28 protein-coding genes and 2 pseudogenes are annotated in these 24207 nt (G+C 71.2%); 16 read left to right on the top strand and 14 right to left on the bottom strand.

All coding sequences use genetic code 11. The features are described 5' to 3' along the window. Positions 1 to 52: 52 nt before the first annotated feature. The 9 genes from QMG73_RS25210 to gap form a co-directional block, all read right to left on the bottom strand. Complete coding sequence (locus QMG73_RS25210; protein WP_281899635.1) at positions 53 to 505, bottom strand: hydrogenase maturation protease; 453 nt, start codon at positions 503 to 505, stop codon at positions 53 to 55. Beyond that, positions 502 to 1800 carry a Ni/Fe hydrogenase subunit alpha gene (locus tag QMG73_RS25205; protein WP_281899633.1) on the bottom strand — a complete coding sequence of 433 codons (1299 nt, stop codon included), beginning with the start codon at positions 1798 to 1800 and terminating at the stop codon, positions 502 to 504. Before QMG73_RS25205 ends, QMG73_RS25210 begins: the two co-directional genes overlap by 4 nt. Further along, entirely contained in the window at positions 1797 to 2567 is a 771-nt protein-coding gene (locus QMG73_RS25200) for an NADH-quinone oxidoreductase subunit B family protein (RefSeq protein WP_281899631.1), read from the bottom strand. The genes QMG73_RS25205 and QMG73_RS25200 overlap by 4 nt, the downstream gene beginning before the upstream one ends. Continuing rightward, positions 2567 to 3382 (bottom strand): FAD/NAD(P)-binding protein, encoded by an 816-nt coding sequence (locus QMG73_RS25195; RefSeq protein ID WP_281899629.1) that lies wholly within the window; start codon positions 3380 to 3382, stop codon positions 2567 to 2569. Before QMG73_RS25195 ends, QMG73_RS25200 begins: the two co-directional genes overlap by 1 nt. Beyond that, positions 3379 to 3849: a Crp/Fnr family transcriptional regulator gene (locus tag QMG73_RS25190; protein WP_281899692.1), complete on the bottom strand. Its 471-nt coding sequence runs from the start codon at positions 3847 to 3849 to the stop codon at positions 3379 to 3381. Before QMG73_RS25190 ends, QMG73_RS25195 begins: the two co-directional genes overlap by 4 nt. After that, positions 3849 to 4943, bottom strand: a complete 1095-nt coding sequence (locus QMG73_RS25185; RefSeq protein WP_281899627.1) for a 4Fe-4S dicluster domain-containing protein — start codon at positions 4941 to 4943, stop codon at positions 3849 to 3851. Before QMG73_RS25185 ends, QMG73_RS25190 begins: the two co-directional genes overlap by 1 nt. A gap of 16 nt (positions 4944 to 4959) precedes the next feature. Continuing rightward, a complete protein-coding gene (locus QMG73_RS25180) occupies positions 4960 to 5394 on the bottom strand; it encodes an Hsp20/alpha crystallin family protein (RefSeq protein ID WP_281899625.1) in 435 nt (144 codons plus the stop codon). Positions 5395 to 5480: 86 nt separating this feature from the next. Next, positions 5481 to 5756 carry a DUF1876 domain-containing protein gene (locus QMG73_RS25175; RefSeq protein ID WP_281899624.1) on the bottom strand — a complete coding sequence of 92 codons (276 nt, stop codon included), beginning with the start codon at positions 5754 to 5756 and terminating at the stop codon, positions 5481 to 5483. Between the two features lie 26 nt (positions 5757 to 5782). Next, positions 5783 to 6796 carry a type I glyceraldehyde-3-phosphate dehydrogenase gene (gap, locus tag QMG73_RS25170; RefSeq protein ID WP_281899622.1) on the bottom strand — a complete coding sequence of 338 codons (1014 nt, stop codon included), beginning with the start codon at positions 6794 to 6796 and terminating at the stop codon, positions 5783 to 5785. A gap of 142 nt (positions 6797 to 6938) precedes the next feature. Here gap and QMG73_RS25165 point away from each other — a divergent pair, with 142 nt between their 5' ends. The 9 genes and pseudogenes from QMG73_RS25165 (at position 6939) to QMG73_RS25125 (ending at position 16009) form a co-directional block, all read left to right on the top strand. Beyond that, on the top strand, positions 6939 to 8078 hold the full coding sequence (locus tag QMG73_RS25165) for an NAD(P) transhydrogenase subunit alpha (RefSeq protein ID WP_281899620.1): 1140 nt from the start codon (positions 6939 to 6941) through the stop codon (positions 8076 to 8078). After that, positions 8075 to 8365, top strand: a complete 291-nt coding sequence (locus QMG73_RS25160; RefSeq protein WP_281899618.1) for an NAD(P) transhydrogenase subunit alpha — start codon at positions 8075 to 8077, stop codon at positions 8363 to 8365. The genes QMG73_RS25165 and QMG73_RS25160 overlap by 4 nt, the downstream gene beginning before the upstream one ends. Next, a complete protein-coding gene (locus QMG73_RS25155) occupies positions 8362 to 9759 on the top strand; it encodes an NAD(P)(+) transhydrogenase (Re/Si-specific) subunit beta (RefSeq protein ID WP_281899616.1) in 1398 nt (465 codons plus the stop codon). The genes QMG73_RS25160 and QMG73_RS25155 overlap by 4 nt, the downstream gene beginning before the upstream one ends. Before the next feature lie 9 nt (positions 9760 to 9768). Then, the gene (locus tag QMG73_RS25150) at positions 9769 to 10335 is read left to right on the top strand and encodes a 2-oxoacid:acceptor oxidoreductase family protein (protein ID WP_281899614.1); all 567 of its coding nucleotides are present in this window, start codon (positions 9769 to 9771) and stop codon (positions 10333 to 10335) included. Continuing rightward, entirely contained in the window at positions 10328 to 11512 is a 1185-nt protein-coding gene (locus QMG73_RS25145; RefSeq protein WP_281899612.1) for a hypothetical protein, read from the top strand. Before QMG73_RS25150 ends, QMG73_RS25145 begins: the two co-directional genes overlap by 8 nt. Further along, positions 11509 to 12507, top strand: a complete 999-nt coding sequence (locus QMG73_RS25140) for a thiamine pyrophosphate-dependent enzyme (RefSeq protein WP_281899611.1) — start codon at positions 11509 to 11511, stop codon at positions 12505 to 12507. The genes QMG73_RS25145 and QMG73_RS25140 overlap by 4 nt, the downstream gene beginning before the upstream one ends. A gap of 2 nt (positions 12508 to 12509) precedes the next feature. Next, positions 12510 to 14129, top strand: coding sequence for an NAD(P)-binding protein (locus QMG73_RS25135; protein WP_281899610.1), 1620 nt, complete (start codon positions 12510 to 12512; stop codon positions 14127 to 14129). Positions 14130 to 14151: 22 nt separating this feature from the next. Then, a pseudogene (locus QMG73_RS25130) lies at positions 14152 to 14322 on the top strand (universal stress protein); the annotation flags it as partial. Further along, positions 14309 to 16009 (top strand): GAF domain-containing sensor histidine kinase, encoded by a 1701-nt coding sequence (locus QMG73_RS25125; RefSeq protein ID WP_281899609.1) that lies wholly within the window; start codon positions 14309 to 14311, stop codon positions 16007 to 16009. The pseudogene QMG73_RS25130 and the gene QMG73_RS25125, both read left to right, overlap by 14 nt. Here the strand turns inward: QMG73_RS25125 and QMG73_RS25120 are convergent. Together QMG73_RS25120 and QMG73_RS25115 are read right to left on the bottom strand one after the other, a co-directional pair. Beyond that, the gene (locus QMG73_RS25120) at positions 16006 to 16647 is read right to left on the bottom strand and encodes a response regulator (protein ID WP_281899607.1); all 642 of its coding nucleotides are present in this window, start codon (positions 16645 to 16647) and stop codon (positions 16006 to 16008) included. The genes QMG73_RS25125 and QMG73_RS25120 overlap by 4 nt on opposite strands. A gap of 67 nt (positions 16648 to 16714) precedes the next feature. Continuing rightward, the gene (locus tag QMG73_RS25115) at positions 16715 to 17416 is read right to left on the bottom strand and encodes a CBS domain-containing protein (protein WP_281899605.1); all 702 of its coding nucleotides are present in this window, start codon (positions 17414 to 17416) and stop codon (positions 16715 to 16717) included. A 132-nt stretch (positions 17417 to 17548) separates the two neighbouring features. Here QMG73_RS25115 and QMG73_RS25110 point away from each other — a divergent pair, with 132 nt between their 5' ends. From QMG73_RS25110 to QMG73_RS25090, 6 genes and pseudogenes are all read left to right on the top strand, one after another. Beyond that, positions 17549 to 17956 carry an Hsp20/alpha crystallin family protein gene (locus QMG73_RS25110; RefSeq protein ID WP_281899603.1) on the top strand — a complete coding sequence of 136 codons (408 nt, stop codon included), beginning with the start codon at positions 17549 to 17551 and terminating at the stop codon, positions 17954 to 17956. Positions 17957 to 18006: 50 nt separating this feature from the next. After that, the gene (locus QMG73_RS25105) at positions 18007 to 18993 is read left to right on the top strand and encodes an Acg family FMN-binding oxidoreductase (protein WP_281899601.1); all 987 of its coding nucleotides are present in this window, start codon (positions 18007 to 18009) and stop codon (positions 18991 to 18993) included. A 128-nt stretch (positions 18994 to 19121) separates the two neighbouring features. After that, on the top strand, positions 19122 to 19676 hold the full coding sequence (locus QMG73_RS25100; protein WP_281899599.1) for a DoxX family membrane protein: 555 nt from the start codon (positions 19122 to 19124) through the stop codon (positions 19674 to 19676). A 386-nt stretch (positions 19677 to 20062) separates the two neighbouring features. After that, positions 20063 to 20122, top strand: a pseudogene (locus QMG73_RS46435) (hypothetical protein); the annotation flags it as partial. A 34-nt stretch (positions 20123 to 20156) separates the two neighbouring features. Beyond that, positions 20157 to 20543 carry a DsbA family protein gene (locus QMG73_RS25095; RefSeq protein WP_281899598.1) on the top strand — a complete coding sequence of 129 codons (387 nt, stop codon included), beginning with the start codon at positions 20157 to 20159 and terminating at the stop codon, positions 20541 to 20543. After that, positions 20540 to 21163 carry a vitamin K epoxide reductase family protein gene (locus tag QMG73_RS25090; RefSeq protein ID WP_281899596.1) on the top strand — a complete coding sequence of 208 codons (624 nt, stop codon included), beginning with the start codon at positions 20540 to 20542 and terminating at the stop codon, positions 21161 to 21163. Before QMG73_RS25095 ends, QMG73_RS25090 begins: the two co-directional genes overlap by 4 nt. A 272-nt stretch (positions 21164 to 21435) precedes the next feature. Here QMG73_RS25090 and QMG73_RS25085 read toward each other — a convergent pair whose 3' ends face one another. Together QMG73_RS25085 and QMG73_RS25080 are read right to left on the bottom strand one after the other, a co-directional pair. Then, complete coding sequence (locus QMG73_RS25085) at positions 21436 to 21699, bottom strand: hypothetical protein (protein WP_281899594.1); 264 nt, start codon at positions 21697 to 21699, stop codon at positions 21436 to 21438. A 5-nt stretch (positions 21700 to 21704) separates the two neighbouring features. Further along, on the bottom strand, positions 21705 to 22241 hold the full coding sequence (locus QMG73_RS25080; RefSeq protein WP_281899593.1) for a universal stress protein: 537 nt from the start codon (positions 22239 to 22241) through the stop codon (positions 21705 to 21707). Between the two features lie 366 nt (positions 22242 to 22607). Here QMG73_RS25080 and QMG73_RS25075 point away from each other — a divergent pair, with 366 nt between their 5' ends. Further along, on the top strand, positions 22608 to 23489 hold the full coding sequence (locus QMG73_RS25075; RefSeq protein ID WP_281899590.1) for a universal stress protein: 882 nt from the start codon (positions 22608 to 22610) through the stop codon (positions 23487 to 23489). 72 nt (positions 23490 to 23561) lie between these two features. On the opposite strand, the gene QMG73_RS25070 is transcribed toward QMG73_RS25075, so the two are convergent. After that, positions 23562 to 24002 (bottom strand): CBS domain-containing protein, encoded by a 441-nt coding sequence (locus QMG73_RS25070; RefSeq protein WP_281899588.1) that lies wholly within the window; start codon positions 24000 to 24002, stop codon positions 23562 to 23564. Positions 24003 to 24207: the final 205 nt, after the last annotated feature.

Here is a 24207-nt window from a genome sequence, read left to right as displayed (position 1 = left end):
CGGGTGTTGCGCCGGGCACGGGCAGAGAACCAGGTCCCGCGTCCATCGGGACTTAAGTCCCCAGCAGACGGGCGATCTCGTTCGCGACGGTCGCGCTCGCCGCCGCCACGGGCGCGGACAGGCCGAGGCCGTATCCGGTGTCGGTCACCTCGACGGCGAAGATCACCAGGCGCTCGGGCAGCCGGTCCAGCACACGCGCCAACGCGACCACGTCGCCGAGCCGCACGGCGTGGCTATGCCTGGCCCCCGGGACGTCCACGGCGAGTTCGGATTCGTCGAAGCGGTGGATGCGTCCCGGCGTGCCTCCGCGGACGCGGACCGCGTCGACCACGACGGCGATCCGGGCTCCGGTCCAGAACTCCAGCAGCCGGGTGGCCTCTCCGTCAGTCTCGACGATCTCGACGCCCGGCAGCGAGCCGACCAGTAGTGAGGCGACGGCCGGGCCGAGCCCGTCGTCGCGGCGGTAGATGTTGCCGATCCCGATAACGACCTCGTTGCCCTTCACGTGCGCTCCACGACCAGGTCGAGGAAGTGAGTGGCGCACGAGATGCACGGGTCGTAGTTGCGGATGGCCTGCTCGCACGCGTGCGTGAGGCGTTCGGTGTCCAGGTCGAGCCGGCCGGTCACGAATCGTCGCAGGTCGTCCTCGACCGCGGCCTGGTTCTGGGAGGTGGGCGGCACGATCCGCGCGGAGCGGATGAGGCCGTCAGCACCGACCGAGTACCTGTGAAAGAGCGTCCCGCGAGGCGCCTCGGTGGCGCCGAACCCCACCCCGTCCTGGGACGGCACGTCGATGAATGGGCGCGGGGGCGGCTCGTACTCGGTCACGATGCGAAGCGCCTCCTCGATGGCGTGTACCAGCTCGACGGCGCGCACCACGATGCTCTGGAACGGATTCCGGCACCGGGTGCCGAGCCCGGCGACGCTGGCCGCCTGGCGTGCCAGCGGGGATAGCCACCGGTGGTTGAGCGCGTAGCGGGCGGTCGGACCGGTCAGGTACCGCCCGCGTCCGGCCAGCCGGGCGTGCAGTGCGGTGGAGTGCGGGACCTGCTCCTCGATGATGTGCTGCTCGAACGCGCGCACGGGAAACACCAGCCCGCCGTCGGTGTGCGGCACGCCCCGTTCGATGGCGTACGTGCCGGGCTCGACGAGGGCCAGCAGCTCGTGGTCGTGGTCGAAGTCGGGGATGTCGAAGCCGGCGACCCAGGCGACGGTGGCCATCGCGTCGTCGAGCGCGAGCCGCAGCCGGGCCGCTATCGGCGCCAGCGCCGTCCGGGTCGGTACCCGGTAGAAGCCACCGACGCGCACGTTGACAGGGTGGATGGCGCGGCCGCCCACGACTGTCATGAGGTCGTTGCCGAGCTTCTTCAGCGCCAGCCCCCGCTCGACGATGTCGCGCGCGTCCCGGGCGAGCGCGATGGCGTCCGGGTAACCGAGGAAGTCCGGCGCGTGTAACAGGTAGATGTGCAGCGCGTGGCTGGAGATCCATTCTCCACAGTAGAGCAGCCGGCGGAGGTCGTTGAGCGGGCCGTCGACGCGTACGCCGCAGGCGTCCTCGATGGCTTGGCAGGCCGACATCTGGTAGGCGACTGGGCAGATGCCGCAGATGCGCGCGGTGATGTCTGGTGGCTCGGTGTAGCGGCGGCCGCGTAGCAGTGCCTCGAAGAAGCGCGGCGGTTCGTAGATTTCCAGCCGCACGTCGGTCACCTGCCCGCCGTCGACGCGCACGTGCATCGCGCCCTCACCTTCGACGCGGGACAGGGAGCCGACCGTCAGCAACCGGTCTTCGCGATGCGTCATGGTTCGCTCGTCTCCTCGATGGCCGCGAGCGCCGGCGCGGCGGCGTTGAAGGTGCGGAAGGCGCGGCGCAGGTCGTCGGCGGACATGCCCAGCGCGCGCAGTTTCGCCAGCAGCGCCCGGGGATCGGTGGCCGCCACCGGGCCGAAGCAGCCGTAGCAGCCGCGCCCGTAGGCCGGGCAGATCGCCCCGCAGCCTGCCTGGGTGACCGGTCCGAGGCATGGCGTGCCGGCGGCTACCAGCAGGCACGGGGTACCGCGAGCCTTGCACTCGAAGCAGACACTATGGACCGGCAGTTGCGGCCGCCGGCCGGCGAGCAGCGCGCCGAGCAACTCCAGCAGCTGACCCCGGTCGATCGGACAGCCGCGCAGCTCGTAGTCGACCGGCACGTAGGTCGAGATGGGCTCCGAGCGGGCCAGCGTCTGGATGTAGTCGGGGCGAGCGTACACGACCGACCGGAACTCGTCGACGTCGGCGAAGTTGCGCAGCGCCTGGATGCCGCCAGCGGTGGCACACGCGCCGATCGCGACCAGCGCCTTGGACTGGGCCCGGATCCGCTTGACGCGCTCCACATCGGACGGAGTGGTGACGGATCCTTCGACCAGCGACACGTCGTAGGGGCCAGCGACGGTGGCGCTGGAGGCCTCCAGGAAGTGCGCGATCTTGATCCGGCCGGCCAGCATCAGCAGATCGTCCTCGCAGTCCAGGAGCGTGAGCTGGCACCCGTCGCACGAGGCGAACTTCCACACGGCAAGCGTCGGGGCGTCCATCAAAGCTCCTTGACCGTCAGCAGTGGAGCGGCGTGGTCGTAGCCGACGACGGGGCCGTCCCGGCACAGCAGCAACGGCCCGAGCTGGCAGTGACCGCACCAGCCCACCCCGCACCGCATGTTGCGCTCCAGCGACACCCTGATCGCCGGTTCCGGGATGCCGCGCGCCCGTAGGGCGTCGGCGGTGAAGCGCATCATCAGCTCCGGACCGCAGACATACGCCGTGGTGCGGCCGGGGTCGAGCCACAGCTCGTCGAAGAGTGCGGTCACCAGACCCACGCGGCCGGTCCAGGAACGGTCCGCGCGGTCGACCGTGACCCGCACGTCAGCGCCGGCCCGCGCCCACGCCGCGTGATCGCTGCTGTAGAGCAGGTCACCGGGCGTGCGCGCGCCGATGAGCAGGAGCACATGCCGGTACCGGTCGCGCTCACGCAACGCGTGGTCGAGCACCGGTCGCAGCGGTGCCAGCCCGATGCCGCCGGCGACCAGTACGAGGTCGGCACCGAACGGTGCGGGGACGCCCCAGCCTGCGCCGAACGGGCCGCGCAGGCCCAGCGTGTCGCCGACTCGGGCCGCGCACACCGCGCGGGTGACCGCGCCCACCGATCGGACGGTGTGCGTGATGACGCCGTTCTCGCCGCCGCTGATCGAGATCGGCACCTCGCCAACCCCGAACGCGTACACCATGGTGAACTGCCCAGGCGCGTACGGCGGCAGCGGTGCCGCCAGCGGCGCCAGGTCGAGCGTGACGGTGTCGGCGGTCTCCTCGCGCCGGGCGGTCACCCGGTACGGCTGCGGCATCATCGCGCTCTTCATGGCTTGGCCCCGGTCGGAAACCCGTAGAGGTCGAGCAGGCGCACCCGGGTGGCCTGAAGGCGTTCGACCACGACCCGCATGAACCGCCCGGTCAACTCCGCGGACAGCCCCGGATCGACGGCCATCAGCCGCCGGACGGGCGCCGCCTCGAACTCGATCGCTTGGATCGCTTCGACGACGACCGCCCCGAAACTCCATCGGTACGGCGAGAACAGCCACGACCAGCCCAACACGGCTCCGGCGCCGATGCTCTCCACGACCACGTCTCCGCGGCCGGGAGCATGGATGTCCAGGACGACAAGTCCGGAGCGGATCAGCCAGAAGTGGCGGGCGCTGCCGCCAACGGCGAACAGCCTGTGCTGGCGGTTGCGGTACACGGGGTGGGCGTGCTCGGCGAGGTTATCGAGCCAGCGCGGTTCCAGGCCGGCCAGGAACGGGTGCTCGGCGAGCAGATCGCGGGGCGCCATCACGATGCTGTCTCCTCGGATGCGAGTGCCGCCAGTTCGGCGGTCAGGTCGATGCCGACCGGGCACCACGCGACACACCGTCCACAGCCGACACAGCCGGCCTCCCCGAACTGGTCGTGCCAGGTCCCCACCTTGTGACTGAGCCACTGCCGGTACCGGGAGCGGGTGGAGGTGCGCACCGCTCCCCCGTGCAGGTATGAGAAGTCGGGGTCGAAGCAGGAGTCCCAGCGCTGCCAGCGGCCCGCCACCTCGCCCGTCAGGTCCGTGGTGTCCTCCACGGTGGTGCAGAAGCAGGTCGGGCAGACCATGGTGCAGTTCGCGCAGGACAGGCAGCGGCTGGCCACGTCGTCCCAGTGGGCGGCGTCCCGCTTCTCTGCGATCAGTGCCCGCAGGTCACCGGGCGGCAATGCCCGTCCCATCCGGCCGGCGGCCGCGTCGACCGCCGCGGACGCCTCCGCCGTGGCGGCGTCCGCGGGATAGGTGTCCAGTGTGGATAGCAGGCGCTCGCCCTTTTCCGAACCAGCCTCCACCACGTACCGCACCGTGTCCGCGCCGATCAGCTCGGTCAGGACGAGGTCGTATCCGGCCGCGGCCTTCGGCCCACCGCCGGCGCTCACACAGAAGCACGCCTCGCCCGGCTCGGTGCAGTTGACGGCCACGATGAAGGTGGCCGCCCGGCGCGCGGCGTACCGGACGCTGGGATACTTGCCCTGGCCGAGCACCCGGTCGAGCACCCCGATGGCGCGCAGGTCGCACGGGCGCACGCCCAGGAAGGCGTACCGCGGCGGCGGCTCGTCGGGCTCCGCAGGGGACTCGCCGCGCCGCGTGCTCCACAGCTCGGTGCGTGGCGGGTGCAGGTACGCCTTCCACGACTGCGGGCCGGCGGAGTGGCCAAAGGCGGCCCGGTCGGCACGCTCGCGCAACCGGTAGCCGCCCGGCGCCACCCGCACGCCCCAGCCGTAGGGAAGTTGCCGTGCCGAGTCCAGCTCGGCGAGCACGATGGCCCCGTCGCGGACCGTCGGCCCGATGACCTGGCGCCGGTCCGCCCGAAGCGCGGCGACCAGGGAATCCAGGGACGTCAGCAGCGCGGCCATCGTGCTCCCTTCCGGACTACTTCTCAGCGACCTTCTTGCCGGCCTTGGCCGGAACGACGGTCACCGGGATCGTCTTGCCGAGCTTCTCCGGCTCCCCCACGAGCATCTTGATCGTGAGGATGCCGTCGGCGTACTCGGCCGTGACGGTGTCGAGCTTGGCGCCCACGGGCAGGGGGATGCCGCGGTACAGGGTGCCGTAGTGGAACTCGGACCGGGTCTTCTCTTCCCGCTTGGTCAGCCGCTCCGCGTGCAGCCGCAGTTCGCCCTCGGCCACCATCACGCTCAGGTCGTGCGCGGGGTCGATCCCCGGCAGCTCGGCCCGGATGGTGTAGGTGTCGCCCTCGAGGAACTCCTCGAGCCGGATGCTCGGGGAGAGGAACGGGAACAGCGACAGCCCGCTCCAGTCGAACGGCGTGAGTGCTCCGGAACGGAACCTTGTGAGTGTGGACATCGCGACCTCCTTGTGGTCCTTCCACTTCCATCCGACATCGGGCGCGGTGGAGTGAGTAGGGACCAAGGTCCCGGTTGCCGGACCGGTCAGCCCGGCAGCCTCGGCCGGTCGTGCGTGAGCTGCTCGATGTCGCCGGCGGCGGCGTCCAGCAGTTGGTGAGCCAGGTCGGACAGCGCGCGGGACACAGCCAGCTCGTCACCGATCTCCGGCACCTCCGGGTCGACCGGGTTGCGGCGGGCGAGGCCGACTCCGGCGACACCGACCCGATCCTGGTTGATCAGTCGTGCCTCGGCGCGGGTCCGCCGCTCGTCTTCATGCTCGTCGATGTAGATGTCGACGGTCCACCGGCGTGCGTGTGTCACGGGGACCACCTCCTGTTCGCTGTGGGTCACCCCTGGCGGGCGATGAGTGCGGTCAGATCGACCAGCCGGCTGGTGTAGCCCCACTCGTTGTCGTACCAGCCGAAGACCTTGACCAGGGTGCCGTCGGACTGGGTGAGGCCGGCGTCGAAGACGCATGAGGCCGGGTCGCCGACGATGTCGCGGGAGACCAGCGGTCGCTCGGAGTAGCGCAGCACGCCACCGAGGTCGCCGCGTTCGGCCGCCGCGAACGCCGTGTTCACCTCCGCCGCGGTGGCCGGCTGGCGCAGTTCGCAGGTCAGGTCCACGATCGAGCCGTCTTCGACCGGTACCCGCAGCGCTACGCCGTCCAGCCGGCCAGCCAGCTCCGGCAGCACCAGGCCGATCGCCCGCGCGGCGCCGGTGCTGGTGGGGATGATGTTGACGGCGGCGGAGCGGGCGCGGCGCAGGTCCTTGTGCGGCCCGTCCAGGACCGCCTGGTCGTTGGTGTACGCGTGCACGGTCGTCAGGTAGCCGCGGCTGATACCGAAGGCGTCGTTGAGCACCTTCACCATCGGCGCGGCGCAGTTGGTCGTGCACGAGGCCGCGGACAGCACCTGGTGCCGGATCGGGTCGTAGATCGACTCGTTGACGCCGAGCACGATCGTCGCGTCGACCTCTTTGCCCGGCGCGCTGATCAGCACTCGCTGGGCGCCGGCCTTGAGGTGCGCGGCCGCGGCGTCGCGGGTCCGGAGCCGGCCGGTCGCCTCGATGACCAGGTCGACGCCCAACTCCGCCCACGGCAGCCGCTCCGGCTCCCGCTCGCGGAACATGGCGATGCGCCGGCCACCGAGCAGCAGTGCGTCGTCCTCGATGACGACTTCGCTGTCCAGCGGACCGAACGTCGAGTCGTACGCCAGTAGCTGCGCCAGCGTCTCCGCCGGCCACAGGTCGTTGACACCGACCACCTCGAAGCCGTGGTCGACAAGGCCCCGCTCCAGCAGGCAACGCAGGTAGGCGCGGCCGATCCGGCCGAACCCGTTGATCGCGATCCGGTAGTTCATGAGTCCACCTCCATGTCCGAGCGTGTGCCCGCGCTCCCGGTCGCTCCAGGGGCGAAGGTCCCGTCACCAGGTCCCGCACGGCCCTGCCGGCCGGAGCGCGGGCAAGGGCAGCGTGGAGGACGAGCATGCGGAAGGAGCCGAGATGGTGACCTTGACGGTTGGCGTACCGCGCGAGACCGCCCTCGTGGAACGGCGTGTCGCGCTGGTCCCCGTCGACGTGCGCGGCCTGTGCGCCGACGGTGTCACCGTGCTTGTGCAGGCCGGCGCCGGCGCCGCGGCCCACTTCTCCGACGAGGCGTACGCCGTCGCCGGCGCCGAGGTGGTGACCGACGCCGAGGCGCTGGCCCGCGCGGACGTGCTGGCGGTGGTGGGCCGGCCCGGCGAAGGCCAATTGCGCGCCGGGCAGGCGCTCATCGGCCTGCTCGACGCGATCGACGACCGCGCGTACGCCGGCAGCCTAGCCGGACACGGCGTCACGGCCGTCACCTTCGAGGGCCTGCCGCGGCGCATCTCGCGCGTGCAGGGCATGGACGCGTTGACGTCGCAGGCGAACGTGGCCGGGTACAAGGCGGTGCTGGTGGCCGCGAACGCGTTCGGCGGCTACCTGCCGATGCTGGTGACCGCGGCCGGTGCGGCGCCGCCGGCCCGCGTGCTGGTGCTCGGCGCGGGTGTAGCCGGACTGCAGGCCATGGCGACCGCGCGACGTCTCGGCGCGGTCGTGTCCGGGTACGACATCCGGCCGGAGTCGCGGACCGAGGTCGTCTCCGTCGGCGCTACCTTTCTTGAGATCGCCGCGCCCGCCGGGGGCGCTGCCGCGGGCGGCTACGCCCGGGCGCTGGCCACCGGCGAGCAGGATGCCGAGCGGGCCGCCCTGGCCGCGCACGTGGCGCGGCACGACATCGTGCTGACCACGGCGCTGGTGCCGGGCCACCGGCCGCCGGTGCTGCTCGACGACGACGCGGTCAAGGCGATGGCGCCAGGCTCGGTGGTGGTCGACCTGGCCGCCGGGCCGCGCGGCGGGAACGTGTCGCTCTCCCTGCCGGACACCACTGTGGTCACGGACGAGGGGGTCATCGTCGTCGGCGCTGGCAACCTGGCCGCGACGGTGCCGGGTGCGGCGTCGCGCGCGTACTCGCGCAACGTCGTGGCGTTGCTGCGGCACCTGGTGCGGGACGGGGTCGTGGCCATCGACCTCGCCGATGAGATCCAGGCCGGCGTCGTCGTCACCCACGGCGGCCGGATCGTCCACAAGGGATCTGTCCGGAAGGGAGCGACGCCGTGAGCGCCGGACTGCTGGCCGCCTTGAGCGTCTTCGTCCTCGGCCTGCTGGTCGGGATCGAGGTTATCGGCAAGGTCCCGGCCACCCTGCACACGCCCCTGATGTCCGCCACCAACGCCATCCATGGCGTCATCCTCGCCGGCGCGCTGCTGGTGACGGCCGTGGCCGGTACCGCCGCCGAGTACGCCGTCGGCTTCCTGGCAACCGCGTTCGCCGCCATGAACGTGGTCGGCGGGTACGTGGTGACCGACCGGATGCTCGGCATGTTCCGCCCCGGGAGCCAGCGATGAGCACAGTGGACACCGTTGTTCGGCTGGCTTATCTCGCCGCCGCCGTGCTCTTCGTGGCCGGCCTGCACCTGATGAACTCCCCCGCGACCGCGCGCCGGGGCAACCGCGTGTCGATCGCCGGGATGGCCGTCGCCATGGCCGCCACCCTGCTGCTGGTCGTCGACTCCGGCGGCGGTACCGCACTGGGCTGGACCATCATGATCGCCGGCACCGCCGTCGGCACCGGCGCCGGATGGGCCGCAGCGCGCGCCGTACCGATGACCGCCATGCCCCAGCTTGTCAGCGTGTTCAACGCGGTCGGTGGCGGGGCGGCGGCGCTGGTGGCCGTACCCGAGCTCGCGCCGCCCGCGGCGGGCGCGTCGGTCCGGGTACCGGCGGTGCTGGACCTGGTCATCGGCGCGGTGACGTTCGCCGGATCGCTCGTGGCCGCCGGGAAGCTCCAGGGCCTGGTCCCCGGACGTCCGGTACTGGTCCGCGGCGCCCGGGTGCTCGGCGGTGGCCTCGCCGTCGCGGCGGCGGTCTGCGCCGGCCTGCTCCTCGCCGGATCCGGCGGCGGCGTGGCCCTGGCGATCCTGGCCGTGGCGGTCCTGGCCGCCGGCGTGCTGCTGGTGCTGCCGATCGGCGGCGCCGACGCACCAGTGGTGATCTCGTTGCTCAACGCGTGCACCGGCACGGCGGTCGCGATGGCTGGTTTCGTGGTGGACAGCAACGTGCTCATCGTCGCGGGTGCGCTGGTCGGCGCCTCCGGCGCCATACTCACCGGGCTCATGGCCGCGGCGATGAACCGCTCGCTGGGCGCGATCCTGCTCGGCGGCTTCGGCACGGGCGACGAGCCGGCGACGGGCGCCGGGGCTAACGCGGCGGTGCGCGCGATCCAGGCGGACGACGCGGCGATCCAGCTCGCGTACGCGCGCAAGGTGATCGTCGTACCCGGTTACGGGCTGGCGGCCGCGCAGGCGCAGCACGCCATGCGGGAGCTCGCCGAACTGCTCGCCTCCCGCGGCACCGAGGTCGGTTACGCCATCCACCCGGTCGCCGGACGGATGCCCGGGCACATGAACGTGCTGCTCGCCGAGGCGAACGTGCCCTACACGCAGATGCTCGAGCTGGAGCAGGCCAACGCCGAGCTGCCGCAGGCCGACGTGGCTCTCGTGGTGGGCGCCAACGACGTGACCAACCCCGCAGCCCGTCGGCCCGGCACCGCGATCTCCGGTATGCCGATCCTCGACGTCGATCGCGCCTCCACCGTCATCGTCATCAAGCGTTCGATGGGGCACGGCTACGCCGGCATCGACAACGAGCTGTACACCGATCCGAAGACGGCGATGCTGTTCGCCGACGCCCGTGCCGGCCTCACCGCGCTGACCGCCGCCGTCAAGACCCTCGTCGGCTAGGAGGTCGCCATGTTCGAGGTGCGCATCCACGGCCGCGGCGGCCAGGGCGTGGTCACCGCCGCCGAGCTCCTGTCGGTAGCTGCGTTCCACACTGGACGGTACGCGCAGGCGTTTCCCAGCTTCGGCTCCGAGCGGACCGGGGCGCCGGTCGTGGCGTTCTGCCGGATCGCCGAACGCCCGATCCGCCTGCGTGAGCCGGTGTTACGCCCGGACGCGATCGTCGTGCAGGACGTCACACTGCTCCGCCAGACCGACGTTCTCGCCGGGCTCGCCGACGACGGCCAGGTGCTGGTCAACTCCGGCCGGACCGTGGCGGAGCTCGGCCTCGCCGGGTACGACGGCCGGATCTTCACGGTCCCGGCCAGCGAGCTCGCCCGCGCGCACGTGGGCCGGCCGCTGCCCAACGCCGCGCTGCTCGGCGGCCTGGCCGCCCTGTGTCACCTGGTGCCGCTGGCGGCCGTCGTGGAGGCGATCGGCCAGCGGTTCCCCGGCCTGCTCGGTACCGCGAACGTGGCCGCCGCGGCCGAGGCGTACCACCTCGTGCACGCACAGCTGAAGGAGCGCTCCCATGCGTAGCCAAATCGAAGGGTCGCGCGCGGTCGCCGAGACCGTCGCCCGCTGCCGGCCGCAGGTGGTCTGTGCCTATCCCATCTCGCCGCAGACGCACATCGTCGAGGCGCTGTCGGCGCTGGTGAAATCCGGCCGGCTCGCGCCGTGCGAGTTCGTCAACGTGGAGAGCGAGTTCGCCGCGATGTCGGTGGCGATCGGGGCCAGCGCGGCCGGGGCGCGCGCCTATACGGCCACGGCCAGCCAGGGCCTGCTGTACATGGCCGAGGCGCTGTACAACGCCTCCGGGCTCGGGCTGCCGATCGTCATGACGGTGGCGAACCGGGCAATCGGCGCGCCGATCAACATCTGGAACGACCACAGCGACGCGATGAGCCAGCGCGACTGCGGCTGGATCCAGCTCTACGCCGAGGACAACCAGGCCGCCGCGGACCTGCACGTGCTGGCGTTCCGGCTGGCCGAGGAGCTGTCCACGCCTGTCATGGTGTGCATGGACGGGTTCGTGCTCACACACGCGGTCGAGTCCGTCGAGCTACCCGGCGCCACGGAGGTCGACCGGTACCTGCCACGCTTCCAGCCGCGCCAACTGCTCGACCCCGACGACCCGGTGACGATCGGCGCCATGGTGGGGCCGGAGGCGTTCACGGAAGTGCGATACCTGGCTCACGCCACCCAACTCGCGGCCCTGGCCCGTATCGCGACGCTCGCGACGGAGTTCCGGGCGACGTTCGGACGGCCGGTCGCCGGGCTGGTCTCGCCTTACCGCTGCACCGACGCGGATACCGTCGTGATCGCCCTCGGATCGGTGCTGGGCACGCTGAAGGACACAGTGGACGAGATGCGGGTCGACGGCGTCCCGCTCGGCGTGCTGGGACTGACGGCGTTCCGGCCGTTCCCGGCCGCGGCTATCGCCGGGGCCATCGGCGACGCCAAACGGATTGTCGTTCTGGAACGGGCATTCGCCCCCGGCGTCGGCGGCATCGTCACCGCCGACCTCGCCGCCGCGCTGCCGGTGGCGGGCCGGACCGTCCACACCGTCGTGGCCGGGCTCGGCGGCCGCCCGGTCACCCGCGCCTCACTACGCGACGCGCTCACCGCCGCCGCAGCCGGCACGCTGGGGCCACTGACCTTCCTGGATCTGGATGAGCGGCTGCTGCGACACACCGCGAAGGAGGCGATGGCATGACACCGACGAGGGTGAAGTTCTACCAGACCGGCAGCTTCGCGGTCGGCAACCGGCTGCTGCCCGCCGACCTGCGGGCCGTGCAGTCCGACCCCACCCGCACCAACTCCCTGACATCCGGGCACCGGGCCTGCCAGGGCTGCGGCGAGGCACTCGCGGCACGGTACGTGCTGGACGCGGCGATGCGCGCCTCGAAGGGGCGGCTGGTCACCGTCAACGCCACCGGGTGCCTGGAGGTCTTCTCCACCCCATACCCGGAGACGTCGTGGCGGGTGCCGTGGCTGCACTCCCTGTTCGGCAACGCGCCCGCGGTCGCCAGCGGCGTGGCCGCCGCGCTGAAGGCCCAGAGCCGCACCGACATCCGGGTGCTCGGCCAGGGCGGCGACGGTGGCACCGTCGACATCGGATTCGGCGCCCTGTCCGGCATGTTCGAGCGCGGCGACGACGTGCTGTACGTCTGCTACGACAATCAGGGCTACATGAACACCGGCGTGCAGCGCTCCGGCGCCACCCCGCCGGCCGCCCGCACGAGCACCACCCAGGCCGTCGGGCCCGAGCCGGGCAACGTGTTCGGGCAGGGCAAGAGCGCGCCGCTGATCGCGATGGCGCACGAGATCCCGTACGTCGCCACCGCCACGATCGCGGACCTGCGCGATCTGGAGTACAAAGTGGAGCGGGCAATGGCCCTGCACGGCGCGCGTTACCTGCACGTTCTCGTGCCGTGCCCGCTGGGCTGGGGCAGCACCGCGGGGCAGACCGTGGCGATCGCCAGGCTCGCGACCCAGAGCGGGATCTTCCCGGTCTTCGAAGCCGAGGACGGGGTGTTGACCGCGAGCACGCCGATCCGCCGGCACGTCCCGGTCGAGGAGTATCTGCGGCTCCAGGCACGGTTCCGGCACCTGTTCGAGCCGGAGCGCCGCGCCGACGTCATCGACCGCATCCAGGCCGCGGCCGACCACAACATCGAACGATTCCACCTGCTCTCCGGGGAGGGGTAGCCATGGAACGGCCCTTCGCCATCACCCTCGAGGTCGGCTCCAGCCTCGCCAACCACACTGGCGCATGGCGTACCGAGCGCCCGGTGTACGCCGACAAGCTGCCGCCCTGCAACGACGCCTGTCCCGCCGGGGAGAACGTGCAGCGCTGGCTGTACGAGGCCGAGGACGGCCACTACGAGCGGGCGTGGCGCGAGCTGATGCGCGACAACCCGTTCCCCGCCATCATGGGACGGGTTTGTTACCACCCGTGCCAGACCGCCTGCAACCGCGGCAAGCTCGACGAGGCGGTCGGCATCAACGCCGTCGAGCGGTTCCTCGGCGACGAGGCCATCCGGCAGGGCTGGACCGTGCCGGTCACCGCCGCGCCAACCGGAAAGCGGGTGCTGGTCGTCGGCGCCGGGCCGTCCGGACTCGCCGCCGCGTACCACCTGCGGCTGGCCGGTCACGAGGTGACGGTCCGGGACGCCGGTCGCCGGCCGGGCGGGATGATGCGGTACGGCATCCCGGCATACCGCCTCGGTCGCGACGTGCTCGACGCGGAAATCGACCGGATCCTCGCGATGGGCGTCACCTTCGAGCCGGAGACTCCCGTGACCGACGCCGCGGCGGCGCTCGCCGACTTCGACGCGGTGTTCCTGGCGATCGGCGCGCAACTGTCCCGGCGCACCGACATCCCGGCCGGTGACTCCGCACGCATCCTCGACGCGCTCGGCGTGCTGCGCGGCGTGGCCGAGGACGAGCCGCCCCTGCTCGGGCGGCGGGTCGTCGTCTACGGCGGCGGGAACACCGCGATGGATGTCGCGCGCACCGCCCGGCGGCTGGGCGCCACCGACGCGGTGGTGGTCTACCGGCGCACCCGCCAGCGGATGCCCGCCCAGCCGTTCGAGGTCACCGAGGCCGAGGAGGAGGGCGTGCGGATGCACTGGCTCACCACCATCACGGCCGCCGGGAACGGGACCGTCACCGTCGAAAAGATGCGCCTCGACGAGACCGGCTTTCCTCAGCCCACCGGTGAATTCGAGGAACTGCCCGCCGACTCGATGGTCCTGGCCATCGGCCAGGACGTCGACCGGTCCATCGTGGACGGTCTGGCGGGCGTGCGCGTGGACAGTGGCGTGGTCCAGGTCGGCGCCGACATGATGACCGGGGTGCCGGGCGTCTTCGCCGGCGGCGACATGGTCCCCTCGGAGCGCACCGTCACCACCGCCGTCGGGCACGGCAAACGGGCCGCTCGATACATCGACGCCTGGCTGCGGGGACGCCCGTACCAGTCGCCCGCGCGTCCCCCGCGCGCGGCGTTCGAGCGCCTGAACACCTGGTACTACAGCGACGCGCCGGCGACCGTCCGGCCACGGCTCGACGCGGCGCGCCGCACGTCCACCTTCGACGAGGTGGTCGGGGGGCTCGACGAGGACACCGCACTGTTCGAGGCTCGGCGCTGCCTGTCCTGCGGCAACTGCTTCGAGTGCGACAACTGCTACGGCGTGTGCCCCGACAACGCGGTGATCAAACTGGGACCGGGCCGGCGGTACGCGATCGACCTCGAGTACTGCAAGGGCTGCGGCATCTGCGTCACCGAGTGCCCCGCCGGCGCCATCGATCTGGTGCCCGAGGAGCCGTGAGCGATCACTTCTCCCGGTCATGGCGCAGCTCGTGGTCGTCGGCGCCCGCGGTCGCGGCGGCTTCGCCGGCCTGCTGCTCGGCTCGGTGTGCCAGTCCTTGCTTCACCACGCCGACTGCCCCGTAGCGGTCGTTCGGTCGGTCGGTGACAGCTCCGTGACCCGGCGCGTAGCATCAGGGCGTGTCTGGCCGTGATGACGAGTCGTGGTCCTCGCTAGGACTCAGCCCGCTGTCCCGGGCGGCTCTGGACGAGCTGCTCCAGGAGTTGCTCGACCGGATCGGTGACGTCGTTGCCAGCCGCGAACGGCTGCGCGCGTTGCTCGGTGCCGTGGTGGCGATCGGCGGCGACCTGGAGCTGCGCTCGGTGCTCAGCCGCATCGTCGAGGCCGCGTGCGCGCTGGTCGGGGCCCGGTATGGCGCCCTGGGCGTGATCGGTCCCGACCGCACGCTGGCCGAGTTCATCACGCACGGTATCCCGCCGGAGCTGCACGCCAAGATCGGCGACCTGCCGCATGGGCGCGGCGTGCTCGGTCTGTTGATCGAAGACCCCCGGCCGCTGCGGATGCCCGACATCACCAAACATCCCCGCTCGTACGGCTTTCCGCCGCACCATCCTCCGATGCACAGTTTCCTGGGCACCCCGATCCGTACTCGCGACCAGATCTTCGGCAACCTCTACCTCGCCGAGAAGCAGGGCGCGGCCGAGTTCACCGACGACGACGAACAGATCGCGGTCGCCCTCGCGGCGGCGGCCGGCGTCGCGGTGGACAACGCCCGCCTGTACGCCACCGCGAACCGCCGCGGCCAGTGGCTCAGCGCCACCGCGGAGATCACCAACGTGCTGCTCGGCCAGGTCAACCGCACCAGCGCCCTGACACTCGTAGCCCGCCGCGCCCGGGAAGTCGCGGCGGCGCAGCTCGCTCTCGTACTGCTGGCCGACGAGGATGCCGGCGAGCTCACGGTCGAGGTGTGTGACGCCGCCGACGGGCAGCCCACTCTCGCTGGCACCGTGCTGCCGGTGGGCGAGACCGCTTTCGCGGCGGCGCTCTCGGGCGCGGGGCATGTCGAGTTCGCCGACCTCGGCAAGGCCGCCGCCTGGCCGGTACCGGTGGCCACCGGGCCGGCAGTGGTCACCCCGCTGGAGGCCGACGACGTCCTGCACGGCCTGCTGGTGGTGGCGCAGCCCGCCGGCCAGGCCGCACAGCCGGACGACCTCGCGATGCTGCGCACCTTCGCCGGCCAGGCCGCTCTGGCGCTGGAGCGCGCCCGCGCCCAGGACGAACGCGAGCAGCTGGTCGTGCTCGAAGACCGCGAACGGATCGCCCGCGACCTGCACGACGTGGTGATCCAGCGGCTGTTCGCCACCGGCCTGCATCTACAGACTGCCGCACAGCTCGCGGTCAAGCCCGAGATAAGCCAGCGGATCGCGGGAGCGGTCGACGACCTCGACACCACCATCCGCGACATCCGGGCCGCGATCTTCGAGCTGCGCACGCCGGCGAGCGCCGCCCTGCGCTCCGAGATCCGCGACCTCGTGGCCGAGGCCGCCGGCCCGCTCGGCTTCCGACCGGAGCTGCGGCTGGTAGGACCAATCGACAGCGCGGTACCGGACAATATGCGTCCGGATCTGGCGGCGGTGATCCGCGAGGCGCTGTCCAACGCGGCCCGTCACGCCCAGGCGACCTGCGTGCGAGTCACCGTCGAAGTCGGTGAGGGGCAACTCTCCGTGCACATCATCGACGACGGCGTCGGCACCGACGGCGATCAGGCTCGTGGTGGTCTGGTCAACCTGCGCGAACGAGCTGCCAGGTACGGCGGCGCGTTCCGGGTGTCCCGCGCCGAGCCAACCGGCACCGACATCAGCTGGTCCGCGCCCATCTAACTGCGGTGTTCGCCCAGCAGGCGGGTGGCGAGCACGGCCGCCTGGGTGCGGCGCTCCAAACCGAGCTTGGCCAGCAGGCTCGACACGTAGTTCTTCACCGTCTTCTCGGCCAGGAACATCTTCCCGGCGATCTCACGGTTGGTCAGCCCCTCGGCCACGTACTCCAGGATCCGCCGCTCCTGCTCGGTCAGCGACTTCAGCTCGTGCGGCTCGTCCACGCCGTGCCGGATCCGCTCCAGCACCCGCTGCGTGACCGCCGGGTCCAGCAGCGACTGGCCCGCCGCGACCCGCCGCACCGCGTCGACCAGGTCGGTGCCGCGGATCTGCTTCAGCACGTACCCCGCCGCGCCAGCCATGATCGCCGCGAACAGTGCCTCGTCGTCCTCGTATGAGGTCAGGATCAGGCCCTTGATCGACGGGTCGACGGCCCGCACGTCGCGACACACGTCGATGCCGCTGCCGTCTGGCAGCCGCCCGTCGAGGATCGCCACATCCGGCCGCAGCGCGGGGATACGCCGGGCGGCCTCCGGCGCCGACCCCGACTCCCCCACCACCTCGATGTCGCCCTCACGCTCCAGCAACTCGCGCAGCCCGCGACGTACCACCTCGTGGTCGTCGAGGAGAAAGACCTTAATCACTCCTTCTTTGTACCCTGCCTGGCTGGTCCGGCACAGGGACCTGCGTCCGGGTGTCCAGGGCCGAAGGTCACGTCGCGCTGAACGGGTGCGACCGGTACCAGTTGGACAGGGCTATGTCGGAGTCGTCCATCTCGTAGGTGAGCCCGTCGGCGACCTCGACCACTCCTGGCACCGCCGCCGTCAGCCGCACCGCCATCTCCACAAGTGTCCGGCGGTCCAGGCGACCCCTCAGGGTGACGACGCCGTCCTTGACCTCCACCAGCACCCGCCCCGGTTCGATCCAGAGCGTACGAGCGAGCACGTTCTCGATGACGTCCTGCCGCAACTGCTCATCCGGGCGCAGGTGCACCTTCAGCAGGTCTGCACGGGACACGATGCCAATGAGCCGGCCGTCGGCGTCGACCACGGGCAGGCGCTTGACCCTTCGTTCGGCCATCAGCCGGGCGGCAGCCGCCACCGTGGTCGCGCGGTCCGTGGTGACCGCGGGCGCGCTCATGAAGTCCCGCGCCACCCGTCCATCGCCCTTGTCCCGGGCCGTACGGTGCCGGCCAGGGAAGATCCGGCGCTGCTCGCGGGCTCCCGCAAACTCGATCTTGTAAAGCAGGTCGGCTTCGGAGACGACGCCGGCCACCCGCCCGTCCCTGTCCAGCACGGGCACCGCGCTGATCCCTCGGTCGGCGAGCATGTCGACGATGCTCCGATAGTCGGTGTCCTCCCGGACTGTCGCGACGTTCACCGTCATGACGTCGCTCACCGTCAGCTTCCTCATCGCAGGTACTCCTTCCCAATCTCCTGGATCCATCACAAACCCCGAACGGCAGGCGAGGGCAGGGCCACAGGTCCCGCACCCGCCGGGCAGGCGACCCTGGCTTGGGCGCCGCCGGCGCGGTGCCATCGGGGTATGACGCACCTCCTGGACCGGATGCGGCACCGGCTACTGCCGCTGGAAGACACCCTCCGAGCCGTGCGCGGGCACGACATCTCGATCGAGGAGTACGCCGACGGCGGCCGGTACGTCGTGCGCGCGGAGTTGCCGGGTGTCGACCCGATCAAGCAGGTCAGCGTGTCCGTCTACGACGGCACCTTGAAGATCGACGTAGAACGGTTCAACCTGCATCCGCGCGACGGCTCGGAGTTCCGGTACGGCGCCTTCACCCGCACGGTCGCACTGCCTGCCCGTACCGACGACAGCAGCGTGACGGCCCGGTACCGCAGCGGGGTGCTGGAGATTTCGGCCAAGGTGCGGCCCACGCCACCGATCAGCCGCCGGGTGCCGGTCGCCGTTGATGGCCAGGTGCCTGGGTACTGAGGACCTATGGCCCTGCCCCCGCGCCACGCACGCGGCGCAGGGTTGGCCTCATGACCACGCACACCCTCATCGAGCCGCTTGCCGAGGCGGCGCAGCGGGCGCTGCGCGCCCCTTCGGTCTTCAACACCCAGCCGTGGCGCTGGCGGGTCTCCGCCGACGCGCTCGACCTGTACGCCGACCGTGAGCGGCAGCTCGCCGCGTCAGATCCGGACGGCCGGTTGCTGACCCTCAGTTGCGGGGCCGCGCTGCACCACGCCAGGGTTGCGCTGGCAGCGGCCGGCTACCGCACGGCGGTCACCCGCTTCCCCGATGTGGACAACCCAAACCTTCTCGCCCGCGTCCGGATCACCGGCGAGCAGCAGCCCGACCCGGGCCAGATCGCACTCAACGGGGCCATCCCATTCCGGCGGACGGACCGGCGCGGGTTCGCCGAGGAACCGGTCAGAGAGTCCTCGATCCGATCCCTGCGCGCAGCGGTCGAGGCCGAGGGCGCGTTCCTGCACGAGGTCCGTCCAGGCCAGATGCCGATGCTGGCCGTGGCGACCGCTCGCGCCGCCGAAGACGAGTTGGACGACCCGGCGTACCGAGCCGAGTTGCACCGCTGGACCCACCGTCCACAGTGGTCAGGCGACGGCGTGCCGCCGGCGACGGCCGTACGGCCCGCACCGCGGCGCGTGCCCGTACGTGACCACGCACCCGGCGACGACACCGGCTTGGATCCCGGTACCGGCAACGACCGCGGTGCCGCCTACGCGGTGCTGTTCGGCCCTGACGACACGCCGATCTCCTGGCTACGCGCTGGCGAGGCGCTGTCCGCGCTGCTGCTCACCGCAGTACTGGAAGGGCTGTCCGCTGCACCGCTTTCGGACACGATCGAGCTGGCCTGGCCACGCACGCTCATGCGGGATCTGCTCGGCGGCGTCGGCGAACCGTACCTGGTCGTTCGTGTCGGCATCGGCCCGGACACCGGCGACCTGCCGCCCGCGCCGCGCCGAACCCCGGACGACGCCATCGAGGTCATCAACCGTCCACAGTAGGTCCCGCGCCGGTGGGGCCTTTGGTCCCGCTCGCTGGGGACCGCCGCCCCTGCCTCTTCGCAGGGCCAGGGCGTGGAATGTAGGTAGGCCCGCCGAACGAGCGGGACACCGAGAAAGGATGTGACACCATGACCGCGATGGCTGAGCGGCCCACGACCCCGAAGACCGCTCCGGCGGTCACGGCCGAGACCACCGCGCAGAAGGCCGCCCGGTACGTCTGGGCCGGCGTGCGCATCGCCCTGGGCTGGACCTTCCTGTGGGCGTTCCTGGACAAGACCTTCGGTCTCGGCTACGCGACCCCCGAGCAGAACGCCTGGATCGACGGCGGGTCGCCCACCAAGGGATTCCTCGGCAACGCGGCCGCCGGCCCGTTCCAGGACTTCTACCACAACATCGCAGGCGACGCCTGGGCAGACTGGCTGTTCATGATCGGCCTGGCCGGCATCGGTATCGCACTGCTGCTCGGTATCGGCGTGCGCATCGCCGCCGTCGCCGGCGCCATCCTGTACGTGATGATGTGGACCGTCGTCCTGCCCCCGGAGAACAACCCCTTCATGGACGAACACCTCATCTTCGCCGGCGTCCTGGCCGGACTGGCCCTGGTCGGCGCCGGCAACACCCTCGGCCTCGGCAAGTACTGGACCAAGCTACCCATCGTCAAGCGCGAGACCTGGCTCCACTGAGCATCCAACCAACCGATCACTTGTGGTCGAAATGGGGCGCCACCGCGAGGTGGCGCCCCAGGCTCCACGGGCATGGCGGCTTGCGAGGAGACGTGACGGTGGGAAAGCAGGCACGAGAGACGGCCCGCGAGCGACGCATCGCTCGGGAAGCCGTCCAGCGACGGACGAGAAGGCGTAACCGGATCATTGGCTCCGCCGGTGGGCTCGTAATCATCGGCCTGGTTATCGCGATCGTGGTCGCTCTCCTCAACGCCGCCGGGAGCAACCACAAGGAGAGCGCGTCCACGGGGAAACCACTGGTCACGCCGGCGATCGCCACCGCCTGCGGCGCCCTCGCCCTTGGCAAGGCCACGGCGTCCGTAAGGCTCGAAATCTACCTTGACTACATGTGCCCGTTCTGCGGGCGATTCGAAAACGCGAACCGCGCTGAGATCGATCGGATGGTCGCCGACGGCACTGTCCACATCGAACTGTATAACGTTGTCCTTCCTGGACAAGATGTCGCAAGGCACCAGGTACTCGACCCGTGCCGCGAACGCGGTTGCCACGGTCGCCGATGGAGCCCCGGACAAGGTCCTGGCCTTCAGCGCCGCGCTCTTCGCCGACCAGCCCGCGGAGGGTACGGATGGCCTGTCCGATGACGAGATCGCCAAGCTCGCCAGCGACGCGGGTGTCCCACCTGAGGTGGTCGCGCGGTTCCCGGAGCTGACCTTCGAGCCCTGGGTCACGGCATCGACCGGCGCCGTATTCGACACCGGTGTAACAGGCACACCCACCGTGAAGATCAACGGTGCGGTGTTCCGGGGCTACCTCTACACGGCCGGTCCGCTGACCCAGGCCGTGACGGCGGCGAAGGGCCAGCCGTGACCCAGCTGGCCGCCCGGGCCCGGCGAATCCGCCACTCCGACAAGTGGATCTTCGGAACGATGCTGTTCTCCGCTTGCCTGAGCCTGCTCGCGTCGTTCGTCCTCTCGGTCGACGCGCTGCGCCTGGCGCAGGATCCTGACGCCGATCTGTCCTGCGACATCAACGCGGTCATCAGTTGCGGCGCCGTCGGCAGTACCTGGCAGGCCGAGCTGTTCGGCTTCCCGAACGCCTTCCTGGGGCTGGTCGCCGAGCCCGTCGTCATCACCATCGCGGTGGCGAGCTTGGGCGGCGTCCGTTTCCCCCGCTGGTTCATGTTCAGCGCGCAGGTCGCTTACACGCTGGGCGTCGCCTTCGCGTACTGGCTGTTCTACCAGGCCATGTTCAACATCGGCGCGCTGTGCCCGTGGTGCCTGTTGGTCACCGTCTCGACGACACTGGTGTTCGCAACGCTGACCCGCGTGAACATCCGCGACAGCAACCTGTTCCTGCCCCCGCGGGTCAGTGCGGCACTGAAATCCGCCATCGCCGCCGACCTCGACGCCATCGCCGTCACCATCTGGCTGCTGGTCGTGACCCTGGCCGTGGTGCTGAAATATGGCGCCGCGCTGTTCGGCGGCTGACGCCGCGGATCGGCCCGCAAGCGACCACAGGCGGCGGGGAGATGGCCCGTCGCCGACGTCGACGATGACGTGACAGGGTACGAGGCTTTGGTCCTCGGCGGCGCCGTGTACGCGACCGGCTGGCACGTGGACCTGGGGCGCCGGCTCGCTGGGGAAGGCCAGGGCGGCGACTTCCGCGATCCCGGCCGGGTCCGCGCCTGGGCACGCCGCGTTGCCAAGGAGATCAAGGCAGGGCGGGGCTGGATCGTAGCCAACCGCGTGAGCGGGATCGCTCAGATCCGGACGCTGACGTCGCGGCCGGCTTTGGCGGCTTCTCGCGCCACCGCCGCGATGCACAGCATCGTAGCGGGCTCAAGTACCAGCACCGCGCTGACGTCAACGACGATCGGCCCCCGCCCGCGCAGCCCGAGGGCGGCTTCCAGCCCCTCGGTGAGCAGCCGGCGTCCCTCGTCGTCCACAGTTCCGCCGACCGTCGCAACGGTCGTCTTGCCCCGGACCGCGTAGCTCACGGTCAGGTCTCCGGTCAGGGTACGCATCGCCCTCACCCACCCAGTCCGGCCAGGTCCCGGCGGAGCGCGCGGACGAGATCACGGCTTGATGCCGTCCGGGCAAAGGTGTTTGGCGGCACCACGACAACGGGGCAATAGGCGTGCGCGACGCAGTAGCGCGCGACCGAGCGGCGGAACATCCGCCGCAGCCAACCGCGCTGTCGTGTGCCCACGAACAGCACGTCCGCGTCGCGGTTGGCGTAGTCGACCAGGGCCCGCCAGGGTGGCGCGACGATGGTCTCGCAGACGACCTCGATATCCTCCGGCACGCCGCCGAGCGTGGCGGTGAAGGTCGCCCGGATCGTCTCAGCACCCTCTCGCTTGCACTCCTCGTGCGGGCTGCCATATCCCGCGTACCACTTGGTGTCGATGTTCAACCCGCGCACCGCGTGCAGGGAAGCCCCGCGGCGCCGCGCCTCGGCGACGGCCAGCCGCAGCGCCCGGAGGCCCACCACGGAACCGTCGATCCCGACGATAACCCGGCCTGGTTGTTCACGACGCATGGCGGCCTCCTTGGCCCTTCCCGTCATTACACGGTCGACGTTAGGCAGGCGCCGGAGCGCGGAGCAGAGCCGCACGGTACGTGCTGTAGGGACCTAGGTCCCAAGGCGGCGAAGGTCCGGCTCACCAGTGACCATCGGCCCTGCCCGTCCGGCGCCTCGCGCGTTACGTTGCGGGCATGAAGGCCGTCATCAGGACGTTCGCGCTGGCCAGGACTGCAAGCTGGCGACGTCGCGGGCGCCTGCCTGGCCATGGTGCTACTGAGCCTGGAGTACGGCTGGCTGGCGCTCGCTTGCCGGCGCGGCGACCGGCCGGCGCCGCTGCCTGCGTCGCGGCCGCGCGGCCGATCTTCGAGCGCCGGGACATCGCGGCGCATTGACCACATTGGAGAGATGATGAGCAGCTATCCCATCCTCGTCGGCTTTGACGGTTCCGAAGGCGCCACGGCGGCACTGCGCTGGGCCGCGGACGAGGCGGCCCGCAGCGGCGCGCCGCTCGAGCTGCTGTACGCGTTCGAGTGGCAGGCGGTGGCCGGCCCGATCGCGCCCGGACCGGGGAGTTGGCCCGACCGGGCGGCCCGGGAGGACGCCAAGCGCATGGTGGACACGGCGGTGGCCGAGATCCTCTCGGCACGGCCCGAAGCGTCGGTTACCGGCACGGTGGAGGTCGGGTCCGCGGCGGCGATGCTTGAACAGCGGTCGCGGCACGCCCGGCTGGTGGTGCTCGGCAACCGCGGGCACGGTGGCTTCCTCGGGCTGCTCATCGGGTCGACCAGCGTCACGGTGGCGGCGCACGCGCACTGCCCGGTCGCGGTGATACGCGGTGACGTGGCGATGGATCCCGTGGCTCCTGTCGTCGTGGGTACCGACGGCTCAGACTGTTCGCTGCTAGCTGTCGAGTACGCCTTCGCCCAAGCTGCGGCTCGCGGCGTCCCGCTGCGCGTAGTGCACGCCTACACCCTGCCCACGCCGCGGTGGCGGCCGCCGGAAGGATTCGACCCGGAGGAGATCACGGTCGCCGAGCACAGCGCGCTGGACGAGATGCTGGCCGGCTGGCGGGACAAGTACCCGACGGTACCCGTGAACCTGGAGGTGGTCGCGGACACGCCAGGCCACGTCATGGTCGAGGCCACCCGGGGCGCCGCCCTGGTCGCGGTTGGCTCGCGCGGCAGGGGTGGCTTCCGTGGCCTCTTGCTCGGCTCAGTTGGCGGCCAGTTGATCCACCACGCGCACTGCCCCGTCATCGTCGTGCGGGAACTGCCCTCACCGCCCGCGTGAGAGATGACGCCCGCTGGCGCCGCCCATCCGGCGCCAGCGGGCCAAAGGGCGCCCGCCGCAGTGGGCGCCCTTTCAACGGGCCAGCAGGCCCACCAGGTCGGTCCCCGTCACGATGCCGATCGGCGCACCGGCCTCGTCCGCGATTACAACCGCGTCGGTGCCGGTGTCACGCATCATCCGCGCGGCGTCCAGCACCCGGGCGTGCTGCCCGACGGTCGGCGAGACCACCGGCAACATCCCGCCGGCCTTCTCGCGGTCCAGCGAGGTCGGATCGTGAGCCCAGGCCGCCGCGATGGCGCGGTCGCTCAGCACACCGACACAGCGCTCGTCATCGTCGACGACCACGAGGTGGCGGTGGCGAAGGCGCACCATCGCCCGCAATGCCTCACCGAGCGGTGTGCCGGTGGATACGCAGGCCACCGGCTGGCTCATGATCTCGTTGACTGGGCGCCTCGCGAGCCCTTCCGCACTGCTGATCAGCGGCTGCCGTGGTGCGATGTAGACGGCCTTCATGACTCCTCCGATACCACGTCTCCACCCTCAGGATGGTGGCGGAGGCACACCTCGACGAGGGCCGCATGACCTGGCTTCGCAGGACCTTTCGCCTCACAAGGCTATCGACCTAGACAGATGGGTCACTCGGCCGTGTGTGGTGGTACGCGTCCGCCCGACGCTGAGAGGCGGGTTTCCCGACAACGCCCGCGTCACCGAACTGGTG

This window comes from Phytohabitans aurantiacus (assembly GCF_027923225.1).
GTDB classification, from domain to species: domain Bacteria; phylum Actinomycetota; class Actinomycetes; order Mycobacteriales; family Micromonosporaceae; genus Phytohabitans; species Phytohabitans aurantiacus.
This window is presented reverse-complemented; position numbering and strand designations above follow the sequence as displayed.

Excerpts from the sequence above, each read along its gene's own strand:
- QMG73_RS25205 (WP_281899633.1), bottom strand. The coding sequence starts at position 1,800 with ATGACGCATCGCGAAGACCGGTTGCTGACGGTCGGCTCCCTGTCCCGC.
- QMG73_RS25200 (WP_281899631.1), bottom strand. The coding sequence starts at position 2,567 with ATGGACGCCCCGACGCTTGCCGTGTGGAAGTTCGCCTCGTGCGACGGG.
- QMG73_RS25195 (WP_281899629.1), bottom strand. The coding sequence starts at position 3,382 with ATGAAGAGCGCGATGATGCCGCAGCCGTACCGGGTGACCGCCCGGCGC.
- QMG73_RS25190 (WP_281899692.1), bottom strand. The coding sequence starts at position 3,849 with ATGGCGCCCCGCGATCTGCTCGCCGAGCACCCGTTCCTGGCCGGCCTG.
- QMG73_RS25185 (WP_281899627.1), bottom strand. The coding sequence starts at position 4,943 with ATGGCCGCGCTGCTGACGTCCCTGGATTCCCTGGTCGCCGCGCTTCGG.
- QMG73_RS25180 (WP_281899625.1), bottom strand. The coding sequence starts at position 5,394 with ATGTCCACACTCACAAGGTTCCGTTCCGGAGCACTCACGCCGTTCGAC.
- gap (WP_281899622.1), bottom strand. The coding sequence starts at position 6,796 with ATGAACTACCGGATCGCGATCAACGGGTTCGGCCGGATCGGCCGCGCC.
- QMG73_RS25165 (WP_281899620.1), top strand. The coding sequence starts at position 6,939 with ATGGTGACCTTGACGGTTGGCGTACCGCGCGAGACCGCCCTCGTGGAA.
- QMG73_RS25155 (WP_281899616.1), top strand. The coding sequence starts at position 8,362 with ATGAGCACAGTGGACACCGTTGTTCGGCTGGCTTATCTCGCCGCCGCC.
- QMG73_RS25150 (WP_281899614.1), top strand. The coding sequence starts at position 9,769 with ATGTTCGAGGTGCGCATCCACGGCCGCGGCGGCCAGGGCGTGGTCACC.
- QMG73_RS25145 (WP_281899612.1), top strand. The coding sequence starts at position 10,328 with ATGCGTAGCCAAATCGAAGGGTCGCGCGCGGTCGCCGAGACCGTCGCC.
- QMG73_RS25140 (WP_281899611.1), top strand. The coding sequence starts at position 11,509 with ATGACACCGACGAGGGTGAAGTTCTACCAGACCGGCAGCTTCGCGGTC.
- QMG73_RS25135 (WP_281899610.1), top strand. The coding sequence starts at position 12,510 with ATGGAACGGCCCTTCGCCATCACCCTCGAGGTCGGCTCCAGCCTCGCC.
- QMG73_RS25115 (WP_281899605.1), bottom strand. The coding sequence starts at position 17,416 with ATGAGGAAGCTGACGGTGAGCGACGTCATGACGGTGAACGTCGCGACA.
- QMG73_RS25110 (WP_281899603.1), top strand. The coding sequence starts at position 17,549 with ATGACGCACCTCCTGGACCGGATGCGGCACCGGCTACTGCCGCTGGAA.
- QMG73_RS25105 (WP_281899601.1), top strand. The coding sequence starts at position 18,007 with ATGACCACGCACACCCTCATCGAGCCGCTTGCCGAGGCGGCGCAGCGG.
- QMG73_RS25100 (WP_281899599.1), top strand. The coding sequence starts at position 19,122 with ATGACCGCGATGGCTGAGCGGCCCACGACCCCGAAGACCGCTCCGGCG.
- QMG73_RS25085 (WP_281899594.1), bottom strand. The coding sequence starts at position 21,699 with ATGCGTACCCTGACCGGAGACCTGACCGTGAGCTACGCGGTCCGGGGC.
- QMG73_RS25080 (WP_281899593.1), bottom strand. The coding sequence starts at position 22,241 with ATGACGGGAAGGGCCAAGGAGGCCGCCATGCGTCGTGAACAACCAGGC.
- QMG73_RS25075 (WP_281899590.1), top strand. The coding sequence starts at position 22,608 with ATGAGCAGCTATCCCATCCTCGTCGGCTTTGACGGTTCCGAAGGCGCC.
- QMG73_RS25070 (WP_281899588.1), bottom strand. The coding sequence starts at position 24,002 with ATGAAGGCCGTCTACATCGCACCACGGCAGCCGCTGATCAGCAGTGCG.